The following is a 23,367-nucleotide window of genomic DNA, read 5'->3' as shown; positions in this document are numbered from 1 at the left end:
TATGGAATTCAGCAATCCTTTCGATAATCCGCAGGGACAGTTCGCCATTTTGCAAAACGACCGTGGGCAGTACAGCCTGTGGCCGCAGCAGTGCGAACTGCCGGCGGGGTGGCGCGTGGTGTGCGAAGCGCAGTCTCAGGAGGCGTGCCAGCAGTGGCTGGCCGGGCACTGGCGCACGCTTGAACCGTCTCATTTTGCGGGGGGGAACCCATGAACCGTCTTCCCCTCGTCGCCGCCCAGCCGGGTATCTGGATGGCGGAGCAGCTGTCCTCCCTGCCAAACGCCTGGAGCGTGGCGCACTACACCGAACTGAAAGGCGATATCGACGCGCCATTGCTGGCAAAAGCCATCGCTGAGGGCATGATGGAGGCCGATACCCTGCGAATGCGTTTTGCCGAGGATAACGGCGAGGTGTGGCAGTGGGTAGATGACACCCTCATTCTGCCGGAGCCGTCCATCGTTCGCGTTGCCTCTCACGAAGATGCCGTGGCGCTGATGGAGGCCGATCTCAATCAAAACCTGCGCGTCGACAGCGGTCAGCCGCTGGCGTTTCACCAGCTGATTCAGGTGGGTGAAAGCCACTGGTACTGGTATCAGCGCTATCACCATCTGGTGGTGGATGGCTTCAGCTTCCCGGCCATTACCAGCCAGATCGCCGCGATTTACGCCGCGTGGAAAAAGGATGAATCGACTCCTGACTCCCCGTTTACGCCATTTGCCGAAGTGGTGGAAGAGTATCAGCGCTATCGCGACAGCGAGGCGTATCAGCGCGACGGCGCCTTCTGGGCGGAGCAGCGCAGGCAGCTTCCTTCTCCGGTCTCGCTCTCTTCCGCGCCGCTGCCGGGACGCGCCGCCACTACCGATATTCTGCGCCTCAAAATCGCCGCCGACGGTCGCGCCTTTAGCCAGCTTGCGCAGGCGGCAGGGCAGGCGCAGCGTACCGATCTGGCTATTGCGCTGGTGGCGCTGTGGCTGGGCCGCCTGACCGGAAGGCTGGACTACGCCGCCGGGTTTATCTTTATGCGACGCATGGGCTCCGCCGCGCTGACCGCGACCGGGCCGGTGCTCAACGTCCTGCCGCTGGCGGTGAATATCAACCCGCAGGAGAGCCTGCCGGAGCTGGCGCTACGCCTGGCCAACCAGCTGAAAAAAATGCGCCGCCACCAGCGCTACGACGCCGAGCAGATCGTGCGCGACAGCGGGCGTGCCGCAGGCGAAGAAGCCCTGTTTGGCCCGGTGCTGAACGTGAAGGTGTTTGATTATCAGCTGGATATCGACGGCGTGGAGGCCATCACCCACACGCTGGCCACAGGCCCGGTGAACGACCTTGAGCTGGCGCTGTTCCCGGACGAACAGGGCGGATTGAGTATTGAGATCCTCGCCAGTAAGCAGCGTTACGATGAGGCGACGCTTTCCCGTCACGTCGCGCGCCTGAACGCGATGCTGATGCAGTTTGCGGCCAACCCGGACCTGCGCTGCGGCGAAGTGGAAACCGTTTCAGAGCAGGAATACCAGAGGCTTGCGCGCATCAACGATACCGGGCTGGCGCTGCCGGCCACCACGCTGGCGGATCTGGTGGCGGAGCAGGCGAGCAAAACGCCGGACGCCCCCGCGCTGGCGGACGCGCATATTGAGCTCAGCTACCGCCAGATGCGCGAGCAGGTGGTGGCGCTGGCAAACCTGCTGCGCGCGCGCGGCGTGAAGCCGGGCGACAGCGTGGCGGTGGCCCTGCCGCGCTCGGTGTTCCTGACGCTGGCGCTGCACGGCATCGTCGAGGCCGGCGCCGCGTGGCTGCCGCTCGACACCGGCTACCCGGACGACCGCCTGCGGATGATGCTGGAAGACGCGAAGCCATCCCTGCTCATTACCACCGACGAGCAGCTTCCGCGCTTTAGCGATCTGCCGATTACTGCCTTTAGTTACAACACCCTTTTACCGGCTGCGGATGTAAAACCGCTGCGACTGGCGAAGCCGGAGCAGACGGCGTACATCATCTTTACCTCCGGTTCGACGGGGCGTCCGAAAGGGGTGATGGTTGGCCATACCGCCATCGTTAACCGCCTGAAGTGGATGCAGGACCACTACCCGCTGGACGCGACGGACGTGGTGGCGCAGAAAACGCCGTGCAGCTTTGACGTGTCGGTGTGGGAGTTCTGGTGGCCGTTTATCGCCGGGGCGAAGCTGGTGATGGCCGAGCCGGACGCGCACCGCGATCCGCAGGCGATGCAGAGCTTCTTCGCGCAGTACGGCGTGACTACTACCCACTTCGTGCCGTCGATGCTGGCGGCGTTTGTCGCCTCGCTGACGCCGGAAAACGTCGACTGCTGCAGAACGCTTAAGCAGGTGTTCTGCAGCGGCGAAGCGCTGCCGACCGGGCTGTGCCGCGAGTGGGAGCAGCTCACCCGTGCGCCGCTGCACAACCTGTATGGCCCAACCGAAGCGGCGGTTGACGTCAGCTGGTATCCGGCGTTTGGCCCCGAGCTGGCGGCGGTGCAAGGCAACAGCGTGCCGATCGGCTTCCCGGTGTGGAACACGGGGCTGCGCATTCTGGATGCGATGATGCGCCCGGTGCCGTTTGGCGTGGCGGGGGACCTTTATCTCACCGGGATTCAGCTGGCGCAGGGGTATCTGGGCCGTCCGGAGCTCACCGCCAGCCGCTTTATTGCCGACCCGTTCGCCCCGGGCGAGCGGATGTACCGTACCGGCGACGTTGCCCGCTGGCTGGACAACGGCGCGGTGGAATATCTCGGCCGCAGCGATGACCAGTTAAAAATCCGCGGACAGCGCATCGAGCTGGGCGAAATCGACCGGGCGATGCTGTCGCTGCCGGACGTGGCCCAGGCCGTGGCGCACGCCTGCGTGTTCAACCAGGCGGCAGCCACCGGCGGCGATGCCCGCCAGCTGGTGGGGTATGTGGTTTCCGAATCCGGCTTACCGCTGGATCGCGACGCGCTGATGGAAGCACTAAAAGCACAGCTGCCGCCGCACATGGTGCCGGTGGTGCTGCTGCAAATCAGCGCGCTGCCGCTCAGCGCGAACGGCAAGCTGGATCGCAAGGCGCTGCCGCTGCCGGAGCTGACGAGTAAAACCTCCGGACGCGTGCCGGAAAACGAATCCGAAATCGCCGTCGCGCAGGCGTTTTCTGTCCTGCTGGGCTGCGAGGTGAACGATATCGACGCCGATTTCTTTGCCCTCGGCGGACACTCGCTGCTGGCGATGCGCCTGGCGGCACAGCTCAGCCGCACGTTTGGCCGCAGGGTCACGCCGGGGCAGATAATGGTCGCCTCGACGGTGAGCAAGCTCAGCGCGCTGCTGGACTCGCAGATGAGCGACGAGCAGGCGCAGCGACTGGGGTATGAAACCCTTCTTCCGCTGCGCGAAAGCGACGGCCCGACGCTGTTCTGTTTCCACCCGGCGTCCGGCTTTGCCTGGCAGTTTAGCGTCCTGGCACGCTACCTCAGCCCGCGCTGGTCCATCGTCGGCATTCAGTCGCCGCGTCCGGACGGTCCAATGCAGCAGCGTGCGGATCTGGATGGGGTGATTGAGCATCACCTGGCTACGCTGCGTAAACAGCAGCCGCAGGGGCCGTATTACCTGTTCGGCTATTCCCTCGGCGGCACGCTGGCGCAGGGTATTGCCGCCCGTCTGCGCGAGCAGGGTGAAGCGGTGGCCTTCCTCGGCCTGCTGGACACCTGGCCGCCGGAAACCCAGAACTGGTCGGAGAAAGAGGCCAACGGCCTCGACCCCGAGGTGCTGGCGGAAATCGAGCGCGAGCGTCAGGCGTTTATTGCCGCCCAGCAGGGTCAGGGCTCCAGCGAGCTGTTTAACGCTATCGAGGGCAACTACGCCGACGCGGTGCGGCTGCTCACCACGGCGCGCAGCGCGCGCTTTGACGGCAAAGCGACGCTGTTTGTCGCCGAGCGCACGCGAACGATGGATCCGCAGGTCGCCTGGGCGCCGTGGGTGGCGGAGCTTGAGGTGTACAGCCAGGACTGCGCCCACGTGGATATCATTTCACCGCAGGCGTTTGAGAAGATAGGGCCGGTGTTGAGGGAGATATTGGGGTAACGTCAAAAGCGCCTCTCCCACAGGGCGAGGGGAGGGGGTGCTCCCTCTCCCTGTGGGAGAGGGCCGGGGTGAGGGCATCAGCCCGCACGCTTCCCCAGCGGCACCACCAGCGGCGTACCCGCCACCGGATCGTCAATAATCATGCAGCGCATGCCGTAGATCCGCTCGATCAGCTCCGGCGTCACAATCTCCTTCGGCGCACCCTGCGCCACGATCTCACCGTCGCGAAGCGCAATCAGATGCGTCGCATAGCGGCACGCCTGGTTTAAGTCGTGCAGCACCGCCGCCAGGGTATACCCCTGAGTGCGGTTCAGCTCGCTCAGCAGCTCCAGCAGGTCAATCTGATGGCTGATGTCGAGCCAGGTTGTCGGCTCGTCCAGCAGCATGATCGACGTTTCCTGTGCCAGCACCATCGCGATCCACGCCCGCTGACGCTGCCCGCCGGAGAGGGTGTCCACGCTCTGCTGGGCGAGATCGGTGATGCCCGTCGCCAGCATCGCGCGGTTCACCGCCTCGTCATCCTCTTTACGCCAGCGGGTAAACAGCGGCTGATGCGGGTAGCGCCCGCGCGAGACCAGCTCCTGCACCGTGATGTCTCCCGGCGTGGTGGCGTTTTGCGCCAGCAGACCGATGCGCCGTGCCACCTCTTTGCTGGCGAAGCGCTGGATCTGCTCCCCGTCGAGGAACACGCTGCCTTCAGCCGGCGTCATCAGGCGGCTCAGGGTGCGCAGCAGGGTCGATTTGCCGCAGCCGTTCGGGCCGATAATCGCGGTGAAATGGCCGTCCGGAATGGCGACGGATAAGTCACGGGCAATGATTTTTTTGCCGTAGCCGAGGGTTAAGTTTTCGCCGCGCAAGCGGGTGGTTGAATCAGTCATTTCCTGCGTGACTCCTGAACGAGCAAGACGATGAGGTAAATCCCGCCGAGGCTGACGGTCACCACGCCCACCGGCAGTTGATAAGGCATAAACAGCCGCTGGGCGCAGAGATCGGCGGCCAATAGCAGCAGCGCGCCGCACAGCGCCGCCTGGGTTAATCCCCAGCGCGCCGTGCCGCTAAGACGACGGGCGATGTGCGGTGCCACGAGGGCGATAAACGAGATTGGCCCGGCAATCGCGGTGGAGGCGGCGGTCAGCAGTACGGCGACCAGCATCAGCATCAGGCGCGAGCGCTCGACGCGCACGCCCAGCGCGCAGGCGGTGTCGTCGCCCATCTCCAGCAGACGCATGCGCCGCACCAGCAGCAGCGCGCCGATAAACATCAGCAAAATCAGCGGCGCGGCGGGCCAGGTTTTGCCCCATGTCAGGCCGTTGAGCGATCCGGCGTACCACAGCCCGGCGGAGAGCGCGGTTTCCAGCGAGGCCTGCAGTAAAAGCCAGGTGTTAAAGGCCATCAGCATGGCGCGGATGCCGATCCCGATGATGATCAGGCGAAAGGTGTCGATACCGTTGCGCCAGGCCAGCGCCCAGATCAGTAATGACGTCAGAATGCCGCCCGCCATCGCCGTAAAGGTAATGGCCGTCAGGTGCTGACCAAACAGCACCATCGCCACCAGCACGCCGCTCCAGGCCCCGGTGTTAAGGCCCATCACGTCCGGGCTGCCGAGCGGGTTGCGCATCAGCGACTGGAATATCGCACCGCTCACGCCGAGCGCCGCGCCGACCAGAATCGCCATCGCTACGCGCGGGAGGCGCCATTCCGTCACCACCATGGTGATGTTGCGCGGCGCGCTGCCGAGCAGGGCGTCAAAGACCTGGACAACATCAAGCGTCACCGCGCCGCTGCGCAGGCTCCAGACCGCCAGCAGCAGAATGACGATAGTCAGCAGGCAGATGCTGGTGAGTAAACGACGGGACGGGGCCATCATGCGCCACCTCCGCGTTTATGGCGAACCAGGAAGATCAGCACCGGCGCGCCGATAAAGGCGCTGACCACCGAGACGCGCAGCTCGCCGGGCACCAGCAGGCGGCCCAGCACATCGGCAAACAGCAGCAGGGCAGGGGTGGCAAGCAGCGTCACCGGCAGCGACCAGCGGTGATCCGCGCCCACCAGCCAGCGCGCCATGTGCGGCATCATCAGGCCAATAAAGGCAATCGGGCCGACTACCGCGGTCGCGCTGCCGCACAGAACCGTGATCGCCAGAAGTCCAATCAGCTGCGTGCGCGCCACCCGGTTGCCGAGGGCGGTCGCGGTGTCGCTGCCGAGGCTCAGGCTGTTGAGTGACCGGCTTAAAAACAGCGCCACGGCGGCGGCGATAATGACCGGGATCGCCACCACTTTTAGGGTTTCGAGGGTGCGGATATCCAGCGAGCCGGCCTGCCAGAAGCGCAGCTGGTCGTAGACGTCCGGGTTGAGCAGGGCGATACCGTTGGACAAGCCTTCCAGCACCGCCGCGAGCGCCACGCCCGCAAGCGTCAGGCGTACCGGACTCAGCTGCCCGCCGCCCTGGCTGCCGGTAAAGGCGACCACCAGCGAGGCGGCCAGCGCGCCGCAGAAGGCCATCACCAGCTGTTCGGAGGGCGAGGTCAACCCAAACAGCGCTGCGCCGAGCACGATGGCAAAGCTGGCGCCGGAGTTAACGCCGAGAATACCGGGATCTGCCAGCGGGTTACGGGTAAGGGTTTGCATCAGGGCGCCGGCAAGGCCCAGCGCGCTACCGGCCAGCAGTCCGGCAAGCGTGCGGGGGAGTCGTGCGTCGAGCACGATGACGCAGTCGGCGCTCTGGCAGGTGCCGGAGAGCGCATCAACGATAACGGACGCGGGCAGCGGCTTCGCGCCGACCAGCAGGCTGAGTGCAGTCGCAAGGATCAACAGCAGCAATAAAACGGGCACGGCAACGGCGCGCACCGAAGAAGAGGAAAACGACATAGCAACATCCATGATTTGATAATGATAGTGATTATCGTTATCTATCTTATTTGGCTATGTTAGCATGTGCGCCCATGGAATGGGTAGAAATAGACTCAAGGCTTTGTCATGAATCAAAAATCCTGGCTGCTCAATCTCAGCCTGCTTAAAACGCACCCGGCGTATCGCGCCGTTTTTATCGCTCGCTTTATCTCCATTTTGTCCCTCGGGCTGCTCGGCGTCGCCGTGCCGGTCCAGATCCAGACCATGACGCACTCCAGCTGGCTGGTGGGGTTATCCGTCACCTTAACCGGCGGGGCGATGTTCATCGGCCTGATGGTCGGCGGCGTGCTGGCGGACCGCTACGAGCGTAAAAAGCTGATCCTGCTGGCGCGCGGCACCTGCGGCGTGGGCTTTATTGGGCTGTGTCTGAACGCGATGCTGCCGGAGCCGTCGCTGATCGCGATTTATGCCCTGGGGCTGTGGGACGGTTTCTTCGCCTCGCTGGGCGTGACGGCGCTGCTGGCGGCGACGCCCGCGCTGGTCGGGCGCGAGAACCTGATGCAGGCGGGGGCGATTACCATGCTCACCGTGCGTCTGGGCTCGGTGATTTCGCCGATGGTGGGCGGCCTGCTGCTGGCGACCGGCAACGTGGCGTGGAACTACGGGCTGGCGGCGGCGGGAACCTTCATCACCACGCTGACGCTGCTGCGCCTGCCGCTGCTGCCGCCTCCGCCGCAGCCGCGCGAGCATCCGCTGAAATCGCTGATGGCCGCGATTCGTTTCCTGTTCAGCAACCCGCTGATTGGCGGGATTGCGCTGCTCGGCGGCCTGCTGACCATGGCGAGCGCCGTGCGCGTGCTCTACCCGGCGCTGGCGGGAGAGTGGCAGATGAGCGCCTCGGAGATTGGCATTCTCTACGCCGCCATTCCGCTCGGCGCGGCGTGCGGGGCGCTGACCAGCGGCAACCTGGCGCAGGGCGCGCGTCCGGGGCTGATTATGCTGCTTGCCACGCTGGCGTCGTTTATCGCCATCGGGTTCTTCAGCCTGATGCCGGTGTGGGCGCTCGGGGTGCTGTGTCTGGTGATTTTCGGCTGGCTGAGCGCCATCAGTTCGCTGCTGCAGTACACCCTGATCCAGACCCAGACGCCGGAAGGGATGCTCGGGCGCATTAACGGCCTGTGGACGGCGCAGAACGTCACGGGGGATGCGATTGGTGCGGCGATCCTCGGCGGGCTGGGGGCGATGATGACTCCGGTGGCCTCGGCGAGCTGCGGCGGGTTTGTACTGGCTATTATTGGCGTGATTTTGTTAGTGGCGCTGGTGGAATTGCGGCGGTTCAGGCAGGAGAGTGTGTTGAACGACGGTGCGGCCTGATGCCCTCTCCCACAGGGAGAGGGAGGAAAATGCCTACTTAAACAACGTATTCAATCTGTCTAACACCAACATCGCGCTGTAGTAATCCAGGCGGAACGTCTCGGTTCCCAATGCCCAGACCCGTTTGTTTTTCACCGACGGCAAATGCGCCAGCAGCGGGTTGGCGTAAATCGCATCCACGTCTTTCCGATCGCCGGCAAACACAAACAGCCCTTCGCCGTTCAGCCCCGTCGCCAGGTTTTCACCGCCCAGCTGGATGATGTCGTGGCGTTTGCCCTGGCTTTTTGAGGTGTGCAGCCCGGCGGGTAGATCCGCTAGCGTAAAGCCCAGCTGTTGCAGCAGCTTGCCTTGCGCCGATTCCGCAGTCCACAGGTTGGCGCTGTGCGCGGCGGCGGTGTAGACGATGGCGTTCACCGGCTGCGGCGGCAGCTTCATCTGCTGTTTTACCTGCGCGAGCTGTTTATCAAACGCGGCAATGCGCTCTGCGGCCTGTTTTTCCTGCCCGGTGAGGGTGCCCAGCTGCGTCAGCAGTTCCTGCCAGCTCTTGTCGTCGTAGTTGATGATAAGCGTTGGGGCGATGGCGGAGAGCTGATCGTACAGCGCCAGCGCGGAATCCCCGCCGGTAGCGCTGATCAAAATCAGATCCGGCATTTGCGCGGCGACCGCTTCGGCGCTTGGCTCGCCAATGTACAGCCGCGCAACCTTGCGCTGTTTCGCAATATCGCCCCACTGACGCAAAAAGCCCTGCGCATCCGCCATGCGGTTGTTCGGCGTGGTCGCGCCGCTGGCAACGACCGGCGCGTCAATCGCCAGCAGGGAGCCAGTTAAGGTCACGCTGGTGGAGACAATGCGCGTCGGTTTGCTCTCAAGCGTGTGAACGCCTCGGCTGTCGGTCACCTGACGCGGCCAGTCGGCGGCAGCGGCTGAGGCAAGTCCTAAAACTAAAAGTCCAGATAAAAGCAGGGTATTACGGAATAGGGCAGGGAATTTCATAGCGCGACATCCTGTTTTCGTTGAAGATAATGCTTCTCATTTTCATGGTTGATGCGAAGGGATGCAAGCTTTTGTCGCATAAGTTATTTGTCCGACGGTTGACAGCGCAGCGATGTGGGATTAGGTTAGCCGACGAAAATATAAATGATAATCATTATTGCTTCTTTTATCATTTTGAGGAGGATGAAATGGACACGTCCCTGGCTGAGGAAGTTCAGCACACCGCGACCACGCTGCAATCAGACAGCTTTTTCTTTATGTCGCCTTACCGCAGTTTTACTACCTCAGGCTGTTTTACCCGCTTCAGTGAACCCGCCGTCGGCGGTGACGATCCGGCCGGGCAATTCCAGCAAAAATTAGCCCAGGCCTTCCGGAATGCGAAAGCTAACGGTATCGCTCATCCGGTGATGGTAGGGGCTATTCCGTTCGATACCCGCAAGCCATCTTCTCTGTTTATTCCGCAGCGCTGGCAGACCTTTTCCCGTCCGGCACGTCAGCAGTCCGCACGCTATTTTTCCGGCTCGCAGGCGCTGAAGGTGGAACAACGCACCGAGATCCCGCCGCAGCCCGTGTTCGAAGAGATGGTCGCGCGCGCCGCGTCGCTTACCGCCACGCCGCAGGTGAACAAGGTGGTGCTGTCGCGTCTGATTGATATCGCGACCGACAAACACATGGACAGCGGTGCGCTGATGGAGCGGCTGATCGCCCAGAACCCGGCGAGCTTTAACTTCCACGTGCCGCTGGAAGACGGCGGCGTGCTGCTCGGCGCCAGCCCCGAACTGCTGCTGCGTAAAGAGGGCGCGCACTTTAGCTCGCTGCCGCTGGCAGGCTCCGCGCGCCGTCAGCCGGACGATGTGCTGGATCGCGAAGCGGGCAATAAGCTGCTGGCCTCCGAAAAAGACCGCCACGAGCACGACCTGGTGACTCAGGCGATGAAGGCCATTCTGGCACCGCGCAGCCACCACCTGAGCATGCCGTCTTCCCCGCAGCTCATCACCACGCCGACGCTGTGGCATCTGGCGACGCCGGTTGAAGGTGACGCGCGTGAAAACGAAAACGCCCTGACTCTGGCCTGCCTGCTGCACCCGACCCCGGCGCTGAGCGGCTTCCCGCATGAGGCGGCAAAAGAGCTGATCGCCGAGCTGGAGCCGTTCGACCGCGAGCTGTTCGGCGGCATCGTCGGCTGGTGCGACAGCGAAGGCAACGGCGAGTGGGTGGTGACCATCCGCTGCGCGCGTCTTCGCGAAAATAGCGTTCGCCTGTTTGCCGGCGCGGGCATTGTGCCTGCCTCTTCGCCGGTGGGCGAATGGCGCGAAACGGGCGTGAAGCTCTCCACCATGCTCAACGTGTTTGGCTTGCACTAAGGATCGCTCATGACCATTCCCTTTACCCGCTGGCCTGAGGAATTCGCCCGCCGCTACCGCGAAAAAGGCTACTGGCAGGATCTGCCGCTGACCCACATCCTGACGGATCGCGCTGAAAGCGATGCCGTGGCGATTGTCGACGGCGAGCGGCACATCACCTACCGCGCGTTTAATCAGGCGGTGAACAACCTGGCGTCCGCTCTTCAGGCGCGCGGGCTGCAGCGCGGCGAGACCGCGCTGGTGCAGCTTGGCAACGTGGCCGAGTTCTACGTCACTTTCTTTGCGCTGCTGCAAATTGGCGTCGCGCCGGTTAACGCGCTCTTTAGCCATCAGCGCAGCGAGCTGAACGCCTACGCAGAGCAGATCAAACCCGCCGTGCTGATTGGCGATCGCGACCACGCGCTGTTTGCGGGCGATGATTTCCTCAACGCCTTTGTGGATGCGCATCGCTCGGTACGCCTTGTACTGCTGCGCGGCGATAAGGGCGAACACGCCCTGGAAGCGGCGATTGCGCGTCCGGCGGATAACTTCATTCCGAACCCGACGCCCGCTGACGAAGTGGCATTTTTCCAGCTTTCCGGCGGCAGCACCGGCACGCCGAAGCTGATCCCGCGCACGCATAACGACTACGACTACAGCATTCGCCGCAGCAACGAGATCTGCGGAATCAATGCATACACCCGTTACCTGAACGCGCTGCCCGCGGCGCATAACTACGCCATGAGCTCGCCGGGATCGTTAGGCATCTTCACCGCCGGCGGCTGCGTGGTGCTGGCGAACGATCCGAGCGCCACGCTCTGCTTCCCGCTGATTGAACGGCATCAGATTAACGTCACCTCGCTGGTTCCTCCGGCGGTGAGCCTCTGGCTGCAGGCGATTACCGACGGCGCGGGCAACGCGCAGCTTAAGTCCCTCAGGCTGCTGCAGGTGGGTGGCGCACGCCTCTCCGCCACGCTCGCGGCGCGCATTCCGGCGGAAATCGGCTGCCAGCTTCAGCAGGTGTTCGGCATGGCGGAAGGGCTGGTGAACTACACCGCGCTCGACGACTTGCCGGAGCGCATCATCAACACTCAGGGCCGCCCGATGAGCCCGGACGACGAAGTGTGGGTGGCGGACGAGCACGGTAACCCGCTGCCGCGCGGTGAGGTCGGGCGTCTGATGACGCGCGGGCCTTACACCTTCCGCGGCTATTTCAACAGCCCGGAACACAACGCCAGCGCCTTTGACGCCGACGGCTTTTACTGCTCCGGCGATCTGATCGCCATCGACGAGCAGGGCTACATCACCGTGCAGGGGCGAGAGAAGGATCAGATCAACCGCGGCGGGGAGAAGATCGCCGCCGAAGAGATTGAGAACCTACTGCTGCGCCACGAGGCGGTGATCCACGCCGCGCTGGTGAGCATGGAGGACAGCCTGCTGGGCGAAAAAAGCTGCGCGTATCTGGTGGTGAAACAGCCGCTGCGCGCGGTTGAAGTGCGCCGCTTCCTGCGCGAGCAGGGCGTTGCCGAATTCAAGCTGCCGGACCGCGTGGAGAGCGTGGATGCGCTACCGCTGACGCCGGTCGGCAAAGTCGATAAGAAACAGTTGCGCCTGTGGCTTGCTGAACGCGCCCGGGGCTGAGGAACAGAGTATGGCCATTCCAAAATTAACCGCTTACGCGCTGCCGACCGCCGCAGAGCTGCCGACCAGTAAAGTGAACTGGGCGTTTGAGCCTGAACGTGCCGCGCTGCTGATCCACGATATGCAGGAGTATTTCCTGAACTTCTGGGGCGAAAACAGCGCGATGATGCAGCAGGTGGTGGCGAATATCGCCCGACTGCGCGCTTACTGCAAAGCGCACAATATTCCCGTGTACTACACCGCTCAGCCGAAAGAGCAGAGCGACGAAGACCGCGCCCTGCTGAACGACATGTGGGGGCCGGGCCTGACCCGCTCGCCGGAGCAGCAGCGCATTGTCCGCGAACTGACCCCGGACGAAGCGGACACGGTGCTGGTGAAGTGGCGCTACAGCGCGTTTCACCGCTCGCCGCTGGAGCAGATGCTGAAAGAGACGGGACGAAACCAGCTGCTGATTACCGGCGTGTACGCCCACATCGGCTGCATGACCACCGCCACCGATGCCTTTATGCGCGACATCAAGCCGTTCTTTATCGCCGACGCGCTGGCGGATTTCACCCGCGACGAGCACCTGATGTCGCTCAACTACGTGGCCGGACGCTCGGGCCGCGTGGTGATGACCGACGAGCTGCTGCCGTCCGTTCCGGCGACCAAAGCCGCGCTGCGTGAGCTGATCCTGCCGCTGCTGGACGAGTCCGACGAGCCGATGGATGACGAAAACCTGATCGACTACGGTCTGGACTCGGTGCGCATGATGGCGCTGGCCGCCCGCTGGCGCAAAGTGCACGGCGATATCGACTTCGTGATGCTGGCCAAAAATCCAACCATCGACGCATGGTGGGCGCTGCTGTCCCGCGAGGTGAAGTGATGGGTCTGGATTTCACCGGTAAAACCGTCTGGGTGACGGGCGCGGGTAAGGGGATTGGCTACGCGACGGCGCTGGCGTTTGTGGAGGCGGGCGCACGTGTGACCGGCTTCGATCTGGCGTTTCCGCTGGGGGATTATCCGTTCGCCACTGAAACCCTGGACGTGGCGGATGCCGCGCAGGTGCATGAGGTGTGCGGGCGCGCGCTGGCGTCGCTTGAACGGCTGGACGTGCTGGTCAACGCGGCGGGCATTCTGCGCATGGGGGCGACGGACCAGCTCTCGCAGGAGGACTGGCAGCAGACCTTTGCGGTCAACGTCGGCGGCGCGTTCAACCTGTTCCAGCAGACGATGGGCCAGTTCCGCCGTCAGCAGGGCGGGGCGATAGTCACCGTGGCGTCCGACGCGGCACACACGCCGCGCATCGGCATGAGCGCCTACGGCGCGTCGAAGGCGGCGCTGAAAAGCCTGGCCCTGACCGTCGGGCTGGAGCTGGCGGGCAGCGGCGTGCGCTGTAACCTGGTGTCGCCGGGCTCAACGGATACCGATATGCAGCGCACGCTGTGGAAAAGAGACGACGCGGAGCAGCAGCGTATTCGCGGTTTTGGCGAGCAGTTCAAGCTCGGCATTCCGCTGGGCAAAATCGCTCGCCCGCAGGAGATTGCCAGCACGGTGCTGTTCCTTGCTTCCGATGCCGCCAGCCATATCACCCTGCAGGATATCGTGGTGGACGGCGGCTCCACGCTGGGGGCGTAAGATGATCTGGAAACGTCATTTACCGCTCGAGGAGCTGAACGCGACCAGCCTGAACACCCTGGTGGCGCATCTCGGTATCGTCTATACCCGCCTCGGCGACGACACGCTGGAAGCGGAGATGCCGGTGGATGCGCGTACCCATCAGCCGTTTGGCCTGCTGCACGGCGGCGCGTCGGCGGCGCTGGCGGAAACCCTGGGGTCGATGGCCGGCTTTCTGATGACCCGTGACGGGCAGAGCGTGGTGGGGACGGAGCTTAACGCCACGCACCATCGTGCGGTCTCTCACGGCAAAGTGCGCGGCGTTTGCCAGCCGCTGCATCTGGGGCGTTCGAGCCAGAGCTGGGAGATTGTGGTATTCGACGAGCAGGGGCGGCGGTGCTGTACCTGTCGGTTGAGTACGATGGTGTTGGGCTAAGCCAGGCAGATCAAAGTGATCGGCTTAACACTGTGGTGTAAATCTCTGGTTTGACCACGCATTATTGCGTTTCAAAGTTGTTAAATTTTTCCGGTTGTTCTAGAAACAAAATGTAACATCTCACTGTTTCACAACAACGGACAACAACTATGAACAACTCAGGGAAATACCTTACATGGGCAGGGCTCTCCGTTGTGGGAGCCTTTGCCCTGGGCTATATCGCCCTCAACCGGGGGGAACAGATCAATGCGCTCTGGATCGTCGTCGCCTCCGTCTGCATTTATCTGATCGCGTACCGTTTTTATGGCCGCTATATCGCGAAGAACGTTCTGGGCGTTGACGCGACGCGTATGACGCCTGCCGTCCGCCATAACGACGGGCTGGACTACGTGCCGACCGACAAAAAAGTGCTGTTCGGTCACCATTTTGCGGCGATTGCCGGAGCGGGTCCGCTGGTGGGGCCGGTGCTGGCGGCGCAGATGGGCTACCTGCCGGGGATGATCTGGATCCTCGCGGGCGTGGTGCTGGCGGGCGCGGTGCAGGACTTTATGGTGCTGTTCGTCTCGACCCGCCGCGACGGGCGTTCGCTGGGTGAGTTGGTGAAAGAGGAGATGGGGGCAACCGCCGGGGTAATTGCGCTGGTGGCGACCTTTATGATCATGGTGATCATCCTCGCGGTGCTGGCGATGATCGTGGTGAAAGCGCTGACCCACAGCCCGTGGGGGACCTATACCGTTGCCTTCACCATTCCGCTGGCGCTGTTTATGGGGATTTATATTCGCTACCTGCGCCCGGGCCGCATTGGTGAGGTGTCGGTAATTGGCCTGGTATTCCTGGTGTTCGCCATTATCTCCGGCGGCTGGGTGGCGGAAAGCCCGACCTGGGCGCCGTTCTTCGACTTTACCGGCGTGCAGCTGACCTGGATGCTGGTGGGCTATGGCTTTGTGGCGGCGGTGCTGCCGGTATGGCTGCTGCTGGCTCCGCGTGACTATCTCTCTACGTTCCTGAAAATCGGCACCATCGTCGGGCTGGCGATCGGCATTCTGATTATGCGTCCGACCCTGACCATGCCTGCGTTAACCAAATTCATCGACGGTACCGGCCCGGTCTGGACCGGTAACCTGTTCCCGTTCCTGTTTATCACCATCGCCTGCGGCGCGGTGTCGGGCTTCCACGCGCTGATCGCATCCGGAACCACGCCGAAGATGCTGGCGAATGAAAATCAGGCCTGCCTGATCGGCTACGGCGGCATGCTGATGGAATCCTTTGTCGCCATCATGGCGCTGGTCTCGGCCTGTATCATCGACCCGGGCGTGTATTTCGCGATGAACAGCCCGATGGCGGTACTGGCACCGGCTGGCACCGTTGACGTGGTGGCGTCCGCCGCGCAGGTGGTGAGCGGCTGGGGCTTTGCGATTACCCCTGATACGTTGACGAGCATCGCCAGTGAAGTGGGCGAGCAGTCGATTATCTCCCGTGCGGGCGGGGCGCCGACGCTGGCGGTCGGCATGGCGTATATTCTTCACGGCGCGCTGGGCGGGCTGATGGACGTGTCGTTCTGGTATCACTTCGCCATCCTGTTCGAGGCGCTGTTTATCCTGACGGCGGTGGATGCGGGAACTCGTGCGGCGCGCTTTATGCTGCAGGACCTGCTGGGGGTGATCTCCCCGAACCTGAAGCGTACCGATTCGCTCCCGGCTAACCTGCTGGCGACGGCGCTGTGCGTGCTGGCGTGGGGCTACTTCCTGCACCAGGGCGTGGTCGATCCGCTCGGCGGGATTAACACCCTGTGGCCGCTGTTTGGTATCGCCAACCAGATGCTGGCAGGCATGGCGCTGATGCTCTGCGCGGTGGTGCTGTTCAAGATGAAGCGCCAGCGTTACGCGTGGGTGGCACTGGTGCCAACCGCGTGGCTGCTGATCTGTACCCTGACGGCGGGCTGGCAGAAAGCCTTCAGCCCGGACAACAAGGTGGGCTTCCTGGCGATCGCCAACAAGTTCCAGGCGATGATCGACAGCGGCAAGATCCCGGCGCAGTACACCGAGTCGCAGCTGTCCCAGCTGGTGTTTAACAACCGTCTGGATGCCGGGCTGACCATCTTCTTTATGGTGGTGGTCGTGGTGCTGGCGTTGTATTCTCTCAAGACCGCGCTGGCGGCGTTGAAAAACGATCAGCCAACGGCGAAAGAAACACCGTACGAGCCGATGCCTGAAAACCTGGAAGAGATTGTGACCCAGGCGAAAGGGGCGCACTAACCTGTGTGCCGGGTGGCGGCTTCGCCTTACCCGGCCTACATTTCTTCTCCGCCCTCTCCCTCCGGGAGAGGGCCGGAAACAAACGAGAAACTGGTTATGTTCGACACTCTATCCAAAGCAGGTAAGTACCTGGGCCAGGCCGCCAAAATGATGATTGGCGTGCCGGACTACGACAACTACGTCGAGCATATGCGCGTCAACCATCCGGACCAGACGCCCATGACCTACGAAGAATTTTTCCGCGACCGCCAGGACGCCCGCTACGGCGGCAAGAGCGGGGCGAAGTGCTGTTAACCCTCTTTCGGTAAATAGAGGCTGATCTGTTCCTGCTTGCAGCCGTAGATAGCAGCCAGCTTTTCACGGGTGCGCTTTTGCGGACGGGAGTCGAGGGCCTCAAGCTGTGACACGGCGGACTGGGTGATGCCGAGTTTCTCAGCCACCTCCTGCTGGGACATGCCGCGCAGGATACGCCACGCGGCCTGCAGGCTGACGTTCTCGTTATGCATGACGTCGCACACTTCACCAGGTAATCCTACGTCATCATAACAATCGTGTTCGACTTCAATATCCTCTAGATCATCATCGGTTTCGTCGTCGATTTCTGCCATCTGTAAGCACATACGAAAGTATTCATCATAGGGAATTACGGCGTACTGCGCTTTTCCGTCATTGTCCTTAATTAGCTGAACAGCCATAGGGGGCTTTCTCCTCGTGAAGGTAGGTCGTTGATGTTCTGCGCTTGACGGCCAAAACATAACAATGGTTATCGGGATCGTCCCGAAGTGTAATCAGAATGCGGTAATCGCCAACGCGTAGCCGGAAATGATTTTCTGTTGCCGATATTTTTTTGATATCGGGCCGGGGAGCTGAGCGATCGTCCAGCTCAGCAAGTTTTGCTTTGATTCTTCGCTGATATCGGCCATCGATTTTGGAAAACTCTTTCTTTGCATTCTTTGACCAGACAATCTTCATCCGTACCTCCACTGTACGTCCACACAAAGTATAAGGAAATAATAAGGCTATTAGATAAATTCCGAATTTCTAATGGGGTACTGTAGAGCGGGGAAATAACCGGAGAAAGCGGCAAAACGCAAACCGTCGAGGGCGCTCGGAAACGCCTCTGTCGGACGACAGAGGCTTGCAGTGAGATTGCGATCAGGCGTTCAAACCGCCGTCCACGTCCAGGCCGGTACCGGAGATCTGCCCGGCCGCCGGACTGGCAAGAAACGTGACCGCCGCCGCGACGTCTTCCGGCTGACCGTAATGACCCAAAGCAATAAGCTGACGCTGAGAGTCAGCCTGTTCCCCGTCTTCCGGGTTCATATCGCTGTTGGTGGGCCCGGGATGTACCAGGTTAACGGTAATGCCGCGCGGCCCTAAATCACGGGCCAGCCCGCGGGTGAGGGAATTCAGCGCCGATTTGGTCATCGAGTAAACGGCAATGCCCGGCTGCGCCACGCGGTTTGCCAGACAGCTGCCGATGTTGATAATGCGCCCGCCGTCGGACATGTGCACCAGCGCTTCCTGAATGGCGATCACCACGCCGCGGATGTTGACGTTGATAAGGGCGTCAATGTCCGCCAGCGTCATGGACTCCAGCGGGCCGCCGCGCGCGATCCCGGCGTTGTTGACCAGAATGTCCAGCCCGCCAAGAGAACGCGCCGCATGGGTGACGGCATCCTGAATCGCCTGCGCGCTGGCGCTGTCGGCCTGTACGGCTTCGCTGTGTCGTCCCAGCGCCTTAATCTCATCGGCGACCGCCTGGGCTTTATCGGCAGATTTTTCATACGTAATAATCACATCCGCACCGGCGCGCGCCAGCGACAGGGCAATCGCACGACCCAATCCGCGGCTGGCACCGGTAACCAGCGCCTTTTTACCTGTTAAATCGATCTGCATGATGACCTCGTTACGAGAGTGGTAAGAATCATCATTAGGTATAGCCTGTCGGCGCGATCAACGGCTGAAGGATTCCACTTTCTCAAACGCGGCGCGCAGAACGTCAGGCGTTAACGTAACAGGTAAATAGTGAATCGACTCCACCGGGCGCAGGGTGTGGGCAATGACCTTATCCAGCTCGTCGCGGTTAGTGATGTCGACGTCCAGCTCGCGAAGCGTGGTCGGCAGGTTAAAACGCTGGTACGCCGCGACCAGCTGCGCCAGCACGTCGTCCTGACCGAGCAGGGCGCTCTGCACCAGAATCCCGTAGGCAACCTTGGTGCCGTGCAGGTATTTCTCCGTCTGCGGCAGCACGGTTAAGCCGTTGTGTACCGCATGCGCCGCCGCCACGCGCGTATAGCGTTCGCCCAGGCCGCCGACCATCCCGCCGCCGGCGATGATTGCATCGACCACGTCCCGGAACGCCTGCGTCTGTTCGCCGCGCTGCTGGTCGGCCAGCGCCTCTTCGCTGCGCGCCAGCAGCACGTCGCGGATCGCCAGCGCACCGTTGATGCCCAGCCGCACCGTCAGCGGCAGGTTCTCAGGCTCAGGTGCCAATACCACCGCTTCGTACCACTTCGCCAGCGTATCGCCGATGCCCGCCAGCAGGTACTCCGCCGGGGCGTTAAGGACTATCTGCGGCTCCACCAGCACCAGGAAGTTGGCGTCGTCGAAGATCTCAAAATGCAGCGCCTGACCGGCATCGTTGTACCAGACGGAAAGCGGGGTCCACGCCGCACAGGTGGCGGCAATGGTGGGGATGCCCACAAACGGTACCCCTAAGCGGCGCGCCACGGCCTTGACGGTATCCATCACCGCGCCGCCGCCGACGCCAATCACCACGCTGGCGTCACTGCCGGATTCATTCACCAGATGGGTGACGTCGCGCTCGCTGCAGTGGCCTTTAAACAGCAGGCGTTTCGCTCCCGGCGCGTTAAAGCTCGCCGGCAGGAAAGGGCGCGCGCCTTCGATAGCGCGCTCGCCGTAAATCCACACCGCGCGGGAAAGCTGTTCCGGGGTAAAGAAGTTATCCAGCTGCGCAAGGCTTCCGGGATGAGAGAAGTAGTTCGCCGGGCCAGGCACGACGCGGATATCGGTGTTGCTCATGATGGTGTCCTTTTTGCGGAAGCGCTAACCCGATGTTATGTCTGGACATCCGGATGGCTAATAATATTTCGCTTTAACTTATGCCTTTTCCGTCGTTGTCAGTCAACCAGAGCTGTGAAAAATTCGATAAATCAGAAGAGTAATGAAGGATTTACGCGGATGGTTTCCAGTCGCCTTGAGATGCGCGGTATCAGCCTGGCCTTTTCCGGCTTTCAGGCGCTGTCGCGCGTGAATTTCACCTTAACCGGCGGATCCGTACACGCGCTGACCGGTGCCAACGGCGCGGGAAAATCGACCCTGATGGCGGTGCTGTGCGGGACGCACGACCACTATGAGGGTGAGATCAGCATCAACAACCAGCCGGTGAGCATCCGCGAACCGCTCGATGCCAAACGGCTGGGGATCCACCTCGTTCAGCAGGAGGTGGACGTGGCGCTGATCCCGGGGTTAAGCATTGCCGAAAACATCATGCTCGACCAGCTGGCGCAGCCGGGGCATCGCTTCAGCTGGCGCGCTATCCGCCAGCAGGCGAGACAGGCGCTGGCGCAGCTCGACGTGACGCTGGACGTTCGCCGTTCCATCGACGGCTGTTCGCTGGCCGAAAAGCAGCAGATTTTGCTGGCGCGGGCGCTGTCCCATCACTGCCGTTTTTTGATTCTTGATGAACCCACCGCGCCGCTGGACGCGCATGAGAGCGAGCGCCTGTTTGCGGTAGTGAGACGTTTAAAGCAGCAGGGCATCGGCGTGGTGTTTATCTCTCACCGCATTCACGAGCTGAAGGCCATCTGCGACACCCTGACGGTGCTGCGCGACGGCAAGCTGATCGAGTCCGGCCCGATGGCCGATCTTAGCGGCGAAGCGATCGTCGAGAAGATGCTCGGCCACGTGCTGAGCGATATCTATCCGCCCGCGCGGCCGCCGCACGGCGACGAAACGCTGTTACGCGTTGAGGGGCTTCACGACGACGCGCTGCTGAAAGATATCTCCCTGCACCTGCGCAAAGGCGAAATTCTCGGGATTGCCGGGCTGGCGGGGGCGGGAAAAACCGAACTCTGCAAGGCGCTGTTTGGCGCCAGCAAAAGCCGCGTGACGCGCGGTGAGCTGAATCATCAATCCTGGCAGCCGCGCGACCCGGCCGACTCCGTGCTGCGCGGTCTGGCGCTGGTGCCGGAGGAGCGGCGGAAAGAGGGCATTTTTATCGACGAGCCGGTGAGCATGAACCTTGCCGTGTGCGCCGATAACAGCTTTTCGCGCTGGAGCCTGTTTGGCCATCGTCAGGCGTGGCGCTGGGCGGAAGAGGTCATCGCCCGCGTCGGCGTGCGCGCGCGTGGGCCGGGGCAGGTGCTGCGCCGTCTCTCCGGCGGCAACCAGCAGAAGGTCGCCATCGGTAAATGGCTGCGCAATGACGCCAGCGTGCTGATATTCGACGAGCCGACCAAAGGCGTGGACGTGAAGGCCAAAACCGATCTGTTCCAGCTGATTGACGGCCTGGCGCGCGAGGGCAAAGGGGTGATTTACGCCTCGGGCGAATTTGCCGAACTGGTCGGGCTGTGCGACCGCATCTGCGTGCTGTGGGACGGGCGCATCGTGGCGGAAATCGCCGGGGCCGAGGCCCGCGAAGAGACACTACTTTATTATTCAACCGGAGGAACGGCGTCGTGAGCAAGGCCCTTTCAGTGAACGCGGCGGCGTCTGGCCGCCAGCAGATTTTCGATTTTCTCTACAGGTGGGGCATGCTGTTAACCGTCGTCGCGCTGGTGGCCGTCTTTGGCCTGGCGTCGGACAGCTTCCTCGATCCGAACAACATCATCAATATTCTGCGCTCGATTGCCATCGTGACGGTGATTGCCATTGGCGTGTCGATCTCGTTGACCATCGGCGGGTTCGATCTCTCCGTGGGATCCACCGCCTCGCTGGCGAACGCGCTGGTGATTTCCCTTTTCGTCTGGCACGGCTTTGGCACCACCGAGTCGATTCTGATCACCCTCGCGCTCTGCACGCTGGTGGGGCTGTTTAACGCTTTTCTCATTGTCATCCTGCGCATTCCGGACATGCTGGCGACGCTTGCCAGCCTGTTTGTGATCCAGGGCGTGGCGATGACCTACAGCTACGGCGGGTCGATTACCGAGAACATGGTGCTGCCGAGCGGCGACATGGCGGAAGGGACCATTCCGGCGGCGTTCAGCCTGCTGGGGCAGGTGCCGACCATCGTGATCGTCATGCTGGTGGTGACCGTGCTGGCGCAGCTTGGCCTGTCGCTCACTACGCATGGCCGACGCATGTACGCCATCGGCGGCAACCCCGAAGCGGCGCGCCTCTCCGGCATTCGCACCACGCGCTACAAGGTGGCGGCCTACGTGATTGCCTCGCTGCTGGCGGGTCTGGGCGGGATTTTGCTGGCTTCACGCATCGGCTCGTCGCAGGTGAATGCGGGCGGCGGATACCTGATGGATGCGGTGGCGGCGGCGTGGATTGGCTTCTCGCTGGCCGGATCCGGCAAGCCGAACGCGCTGGGAACCCTGGTTGGGGCGGTCATTCTCGGCGTGCTGTCGAACGGGCTGGTGATGCTCTCCGTACCGTATTACGCCATGGACATTATAAAAGGGCTGGTGCTCGCGGTAGCGCTGGCGATTACCTACATACAAAAACGCTGACAACACAACGGGATAAAAAAATGAAAAAGATTGCACTCTCTTTGGTGGCACTTGGGTTGCTCACGGCTCTGCCAGGCTTCGCGGCCACGCCCGCGCCGCTTCCGGCAGCCATTGCGAACCATGACGGCCCGATCCGCATCGCGGTGATCCGTAACCTCGGCTCAGACGACAACACCACGCAGTTTATTGCTGGCGCAATTCAGGAAGGGAAAAAGCTCGGCTTTAAGGTCAGCACCTTTTTAAGCAACGGGGACGACGCCAAATTCCAGGACTTTGTGAACCAGGCCATCAGCCAGAAGTACGACGGGATTATTCTCTCTCAGGGGCGCGATCCGTACTCCACCGCGCTGGTGAAGAAAGCGGTGGATGCCGGGATCAAAGTCTCCGTCTTTGATACGGCGGTTAACGGCGAGATCCCTGGCGTGACCGTCACCCAGCAGGACGATGCCTCCCTGACGAACCTCTCCTTCGGCCAGCTGGCGAAAGATTTCAACGGCAAGGCCAATATCGTCAAGCTGTGGGTGGCGGGCTTCCCGCCGATGGAGCGTCGTCAGGCGGCCTATAAAGAGCTGCAAAAGCAGTATCCGGACATCAAAGAGCTGGAGTCTATCGGCGCCGTGTCCTCTGACGTGCAGGGCGATACCGCCAACAAGGTGGGCGCGATCCTGGCGAAATACCCGAAAGGCAAAATTGACGCCATCTGGGGAACCTGGGACGCCTTCAGCCAGGGCGCGTATAAGGCGCTGAAAGAGAACGGCCGCACCGAGATTAAGCTCTACAGCATCGACATCTCTAACCAGGATCTGCAGCTGATGCGCGAGCCGGGCAGCGCGTGGAAGGTGAGCGTGGCGGTGGATCCGAAGCTGATTGGCGCAACTAACGTGCGTCTGGTGGCGAACAAGATTGCCGGGGAAGCGACGCCTGCGACCTACGATTTCAAAGCGGCGGCCATTCCTCAGGCGCTGCTGACCGCCCAGCCGGGCCCGGTGAACGTGGCGTCGCTGGGGAAAATCATTCCGGGCTGGGGCCAGACGGAAGATTTTATCGCGCCGTGGTTTGCGACGCTGGAAGCGAAGAATAAATAAAACCAGGCCGGGTGGCGTCAGGTGCGG

Annotated in this window: 21 protein-coding genes; 13 read left to right on the top strand and 8 right to left on the bottom strand. The window is 62.3% G+C overall.

Annotation, left to right across the window (positions count from 1 at the left end):
* Nucleotide 1 precedes the first annotated feature (1 nt).
* The gene (locus tag AC27FC_RS08135) at nt 2-214 is read left to right on the top strand and encodes an MbtH family protein (protein WP_087822160.1); all 213 of its coding nucleotides are present in this window, start codon (nt 2-4) and stop codon (nt 212-214) included.
* Nucleotides 211-4,068 (top strand): enterobactin non-ribosomal peptide synthetase EntF, encoded by a 3,858-nt coding sequence (gene entF, locus AC27FC_RS08130; protein WP_196354710.1) that lies wholly within the window; start codon nt 211-213, stop codon nt 4,066-4,068. Before AC27FC_RS08135 ends, entF begins: the two co-directional genes overlap by 4 nt.
* Before the next feature lie 77 nt (nt 4,069-4,145).
* On the opposite strand, the gene fepC is transcribed toward entF, so the two are convergent.
* The 3 genes from fepC to fepD are packed head-to-tail and all read right to left on the bottom strand — an operon-like array spanning nt 4,146 to nt 6,936.
* Nucleotides 4,146-4,946 (bottom strand): iron-enterobactin ABC transporter ATP-binding protein, encoded by an 801-nt coding sequence (gene fepC / locus AC27FC_RS08125; RefSeq protein ID WP_094934410.1) that lies wholly within the window; start codon nt 4,944-4,946, stop codon nt 4,146-4,148.
* A complete protein-coding gene (gene fepG / locus AC27FC_RS08120) occupies nt 4,943-5,932 on the bottom strand; it encodes an iron-enterobactin ABC transporter permease (RefSeq protein WP_196354810.1) in 990 nt (329 codons plus the stop codon). Before fepG ends, fepC begins: the two co-directional genes overlap by 4 nt.
* Complete coding sequence (gene fepD / locus AC27FC_RS08115) at nt 5,932-6,936, bottom strand: Fe(3+)-siderophore ABC transporter permease (RefSeq protein WP_094934409.1); 1,005 nt, start codon at nt 6,934-6,936, stop codon at nt 5,932-5,934. The genes fepG and fepD overlap by 1 nt, the downstream gene beginning before the upstream one ends.
* 108 nt (nt 6,937-7,044) lie before the next feature.
* Here fepD and entS point away from each other — a divergent pair, with 108 nt between their 5' ends.
* Nucleotides 7,045-8,292: an enterobactin transporter EntS gene (gene entS / locus AC27FC_RS08110; RefSeq protein WP_094934408.1), complete on the top strand. Its 1,248-nt coding sequence runs from the start codon at nt 7,045-7,047 to the stop codon at nt 8,290-8,292.
* 33 nt (nt 8,293-8,325) lie between these two features.
* Here the strand turns inward: entS and fepB are convergent, their stop codons facing one another.
* The gene (gene fepB / locus AC27FC_RS08105) at nt 8,326-9,285 is read right to left on the bottom strand and encodes a Fe2+-enterobactin ABC transporter substrate-binding protein (protein WP_094934407.1); all 960 of its coding nucleotides are present in this window, start codon (nt 9,283-9,285) and stop codon (nt 8,326-8,328) included.
* Nucleotides 9,286-9,473: 188 nt separating this feature from the next.
* On the opposite strand from fepB, the gene entC reads away from it, so the two are divergent.
* From entC to AC27FC_RS08070, 7 genes are all read left to right on the top strand, one after another.
* The gene (entC, locus tag AC27FC_RS08100; RefSeq protein ID WP_047061320.1) at nt 9,474-10,649 is read left to right on the top strand and encodes an isochorismate synthase EntC; all 1,176 of its coding nucleotides are present in this window, start codon (nt 9,474-9,476) and stop codon (nt 10,647-10,649) included.
* Between the two features lie 9 nt (nt 10,650-10,658).
* The gene (gene entE, locus AC27FC_RS08095; protein WP_094934406.1) at nt 10,659-12,269 is read left to right on the top strand and encodes a (2,3-dihydroxybenzoyl)adenylate synthase EntE; all 1,611 of its coding nucleotides are present in this window, start codon (nt 10,659-10,661) and stop codon (nt 12,267-12,269) included.
* 10 nt (nt 12,270-12,279) lie between these two features.
* Entirely contained in the window at nt 12,280-13,134 is an 855-nt protein-coding gene (locus tag AC27FC_RS08090; protein WP_033144898.1) for an isochorismatase, read from the top strand.
* Nucleotides 13,131-13,886, top strand: coding sequence for a 2,3-dihydro-2,3-dihydroxybenzoate dehydrogenase EntA (gene entA, locus AC27FC_RS08085; RefSeq protein ID WP_094934405.1), 756 nt, complete (start codon nt 13,131-13,133; stop codon nt 13,884-13,886). Before AC27FC_RS08090 ends, entA begins: the two co-directional genes overlap by 4 nt.
* Nucleotide 13,887: 1 nt before the next feature.
* On the top strand, nt 13,888-14,301 hold the full coding sequence (entH, locus tag AC27FC_RS08080; RefSeq protein WP_023310710.1) for a proofreading thioesterase EntH: 414 nt from the start codon (nt 13,888-13,890) through the stop codon (nt 14,299-14,301).
* A gap of 149 nt (nt 14,302-14,450) precedes the next feature.
* Nucleotides 14,451-16,556, top strand: a complete 2,106-nt coding sequence (gene cstA / locus AC27FC_RS08075) for a pyruvate/proton symporter CstA (RefSeq protein ID WP_048975902.1) — start codon at nt 14,451-14,453, stop codon at nt 16,554-16,556.
* A 96-nt stretch (nt 16,557-16,652) separates the two neighbouring features.
* Nucleotides 16,653-16,850, top strand: coding sequence for a YbdD/YjiX family protein (locus AC27FC_RS08070; RefSeq protein ID WP_196354709.1), 198 nt, complete (start codon nt 16,653-16,655; stop codon nt 16,848-16,850).
* On the opposite strand, the gene AC27FC_RS08065 is transcribed toward AC27FC_RS08070, so the two are convergent.
* From AC27FC_RS08065 to AC27FC_RS08050, 4 genes are all read right to left on the bottom strand, one after another.
* Nucleotides 16,847-17,251, bottom strand: coding sequence for a helix-turn-helix domain-containing protein (locus AC27FC_RS08065; RefSeq protein ID WP_047061324.1), 405 nt, complete (start codon nt 17,249-17,251; stop codon nt 16,847-16,849). The genes AC27FC_RS08070 and AC27FC_RS08065 overlap by 4 nt on opposite strands.
* The gene (locus tag AC27FC_RS08060; protein ID WP_023303272.1) at nt 17,232-17,528 is read right to left on the bottom strand and encodes a type II toxin-antitoxin system RelE family toxin; all 297 of its coding nucleotides are present in this window, start codon (nt 17,526-17,528) and stop codon (nt 17,232-17,234) included. Before AC27FC_RS08060 ends, AC27FC_RS08065 begins: the two co-directional genes overlap by 20 nt.
* Before the next feature lie 183 nt (nt 17,529-17,711).
* Nucleotides 17,712-18,455, bottom strand: a complete 744-nt coding sequence (locus tag AC27FC_RS08055) for an SDR family NAD(P)-dependent oxidoreductase (RefSeq protein WP_032661029.1) — start codon at nt 18,453-18,455, stop codon at nt 17,712-17,714.
* Nucleotides 18,456-18,512: 57 nt separating this feature from the next.
* Nucleotides 18,513-19,601, bottom strand: coding sequence for an oxidoreductase (locus tag AC27FC_RS08050; protein WP_196354708.1), 1,089 nt, complete (start codon nt 19,599-19,601; stop codon nt 18,513-18,515).
* Nucleotides 19,602-19,760: 159 nt separating this feature from the next.
* On the opposite strand from AC27FC_RS08050, the gene AC27FC_RS08045 reads away from it, so the two are divergent.
* Genes AC27FC_RS08045 through AC27FC_RS08035 form a run of 3 tightly spaced genes read left to right on the top strand, consistent with a single transcriptional unit; the run spans nt 19,761 to nt 23,340 of the window.
* Nucleotides 19,761-21,263 (top strand): sugar ABC transporter ATP-binding protein, encoded by a 1,503-nt coding sequence (locus tag AC27FC_RS08045; RefSeq protein ID WP_196354707.1) that lies wholly within the window; start codon nt 19,761-19,763, stop codon nt 21,261-21,263.
* Nucleotides 21,260-22,255 carry an ABC transporter permease gene (locus AC27FC_RS08040; RefSeq protein ID WP_023334863.1) on the top strand — a complete coding sequence of 332 codons (996 nt, stop codon included), beginning with the start codon at nt 21,260-21,262 and terminating at the stop codon, nt 22,253-22,255. Before AC27FC_RS08045 ends, AC27FC_RS08040 begins: the two co-directional genes overlap by 4 nt.
* Nucleotides 22,256-22,275: 20 nt before the next feature.
* Nucleotides 22,276-23,340: a sugar ABC transporter substrate-binding protein gene (locus AC27FC_RS08035; protein WP_023310718.1), complete on the top strand. Its 1,065-nt coding sequence runs from the start codon at nt 22,276-22,278 to the stop codon at nt 23,338-23,340.
* Nucleotides 23,341-23,367: the final 27 nt, after the last annotated feature.

This window comes from Enterobacter sp. C3_dUdeg (assembly GCF_057536195.1).
The sequence above is the reverse complement of the archived record's forward strand: the minus strand, read 5'-3'. Positions and strand labels throughout refer to the sequence as shown.

Coding starts and splice junctions, on each gene's coding strand:
- AC27FC_RS08135 (WP_087822160.1), top strand. CDS start 2: ATGGAATTCAGCAATCCTTTCGATAATCCGCAGGGACAGTTCGCCATT.
- entF (WP_196354710.1), top strand. CDS start 211: ATGAACCGTCTTCCCCTCGTCGCCGCCCAGCCGGGTATCTGGATGGCG.
- fepC (WP_094934410.1), bottom strand. CDS start 4,946: ATGACTGATTCAACCACCCGCTTGCGCGGCGAAAACTTAACCCTCGGC.
- fepG (WP_196354810.1), bottom strand. CDS start 5,932: ATGGCCCCGTCCCGTCGTTTACTCACCAGCATCTGCCTGCTGACTATC.
- fepD (WP_094934409.1), bottom strand. CDS start 6,936: ATGTCGTTTTCCTCTTCTTCGGTGCGCGCCGTTGCCGTGCCCGTTTTA.
- entS (WP_094934408.1), top strand. CDS start 7,045: ATGAATCAAAAATCCTGGCTGCTCAATCTCAGCCTGCTTAAAACGCAC.
- fepB (WP_094934407.1), bottom strand. CDS start 9,285: ATGAAATTCCCTGCCCTATTCCGTAATACCCTGCTTTTATCTGGACTT.
- entC (WP_047061320.1), top strand. CDS start 9,474: ATGGACACGTCCCTGGCTGAGGAAGTTCAGCACACCGCGACCACGCTG.
- entE (WP_094934406.1), top strand. CDS start 10,659: ATGACCATTCCCTTTACCCGCTGGCCTGAGGAATTCGCCCGCCGCTAC.
- AC27FC_RS08090 (WP_033144898.1), top strand. CDS start 12,280: ATGGCCATTCCAAAATTAACCGCTTACGCGCTGCCGACCGCCGCAGAG.
- entH (WP_023310710.1), top strand. CDS start 13,888: ATGATCTGGAAACGTCATTTACCGCTCGAGGAGCTGAACGCGACCAGC.
- cstA (WP_048975902.1), top strand. CDS start 14,451: ATGAACAACTCAGGGAAATACCTTACATGGGCAGGGCTCTCCGTTGTG.
- AC27FC_RS08070 (WP_196354709.1), top strand. CDS start 16,653: ATGTTCGACACTCTATCCAAAGCAGGTAAGTACCTGGGCCAGGCCGCC.
- AC27FC_RS08065 (WP_047061324.1), bottom strand. CDS start 17,251: ATGGCTGTTCAGCTAATTAAGGACAATGACGGAAAAGCGCAGTACGCC.
- AC27FC_RS08060 (WP_023303272.1), bottom strand. CDS start 17,528: ATGAAGATTGTCTGGTCAAAGAATGCAAAGAAAGAGTTTTCCAAAATC.
- AC27FC_RS08055 (WP_032661029.1), bottom strand. CDS start 18,455: ATGCAGATCGATTTAACAGGTAAAAAGGCGCTGGTTACCGGTGCCAGC.
- AC27FC_RS08050 (WP_196354708.1), bottom strand. CDS start 19,601: ATGAGCAACACCGATATCCGCGTCGTGCCTGGCCCGGCGAACTACTTC.
- AC27FC_RS08045 (WP_196354707.1), top strand. CDS start 19,761: ATGGTTTCCAGTCGCCTTGAGATGCGCGGTATCAGCCTGGCCTTTTCC.
- AC27FC_RS08035 (WP_023310718.1), top strand. CDS start 22,276: ATGAAAAAGATTGCACTCTCTTTGGTGGCACTTGGGTTGCTCACGGCT.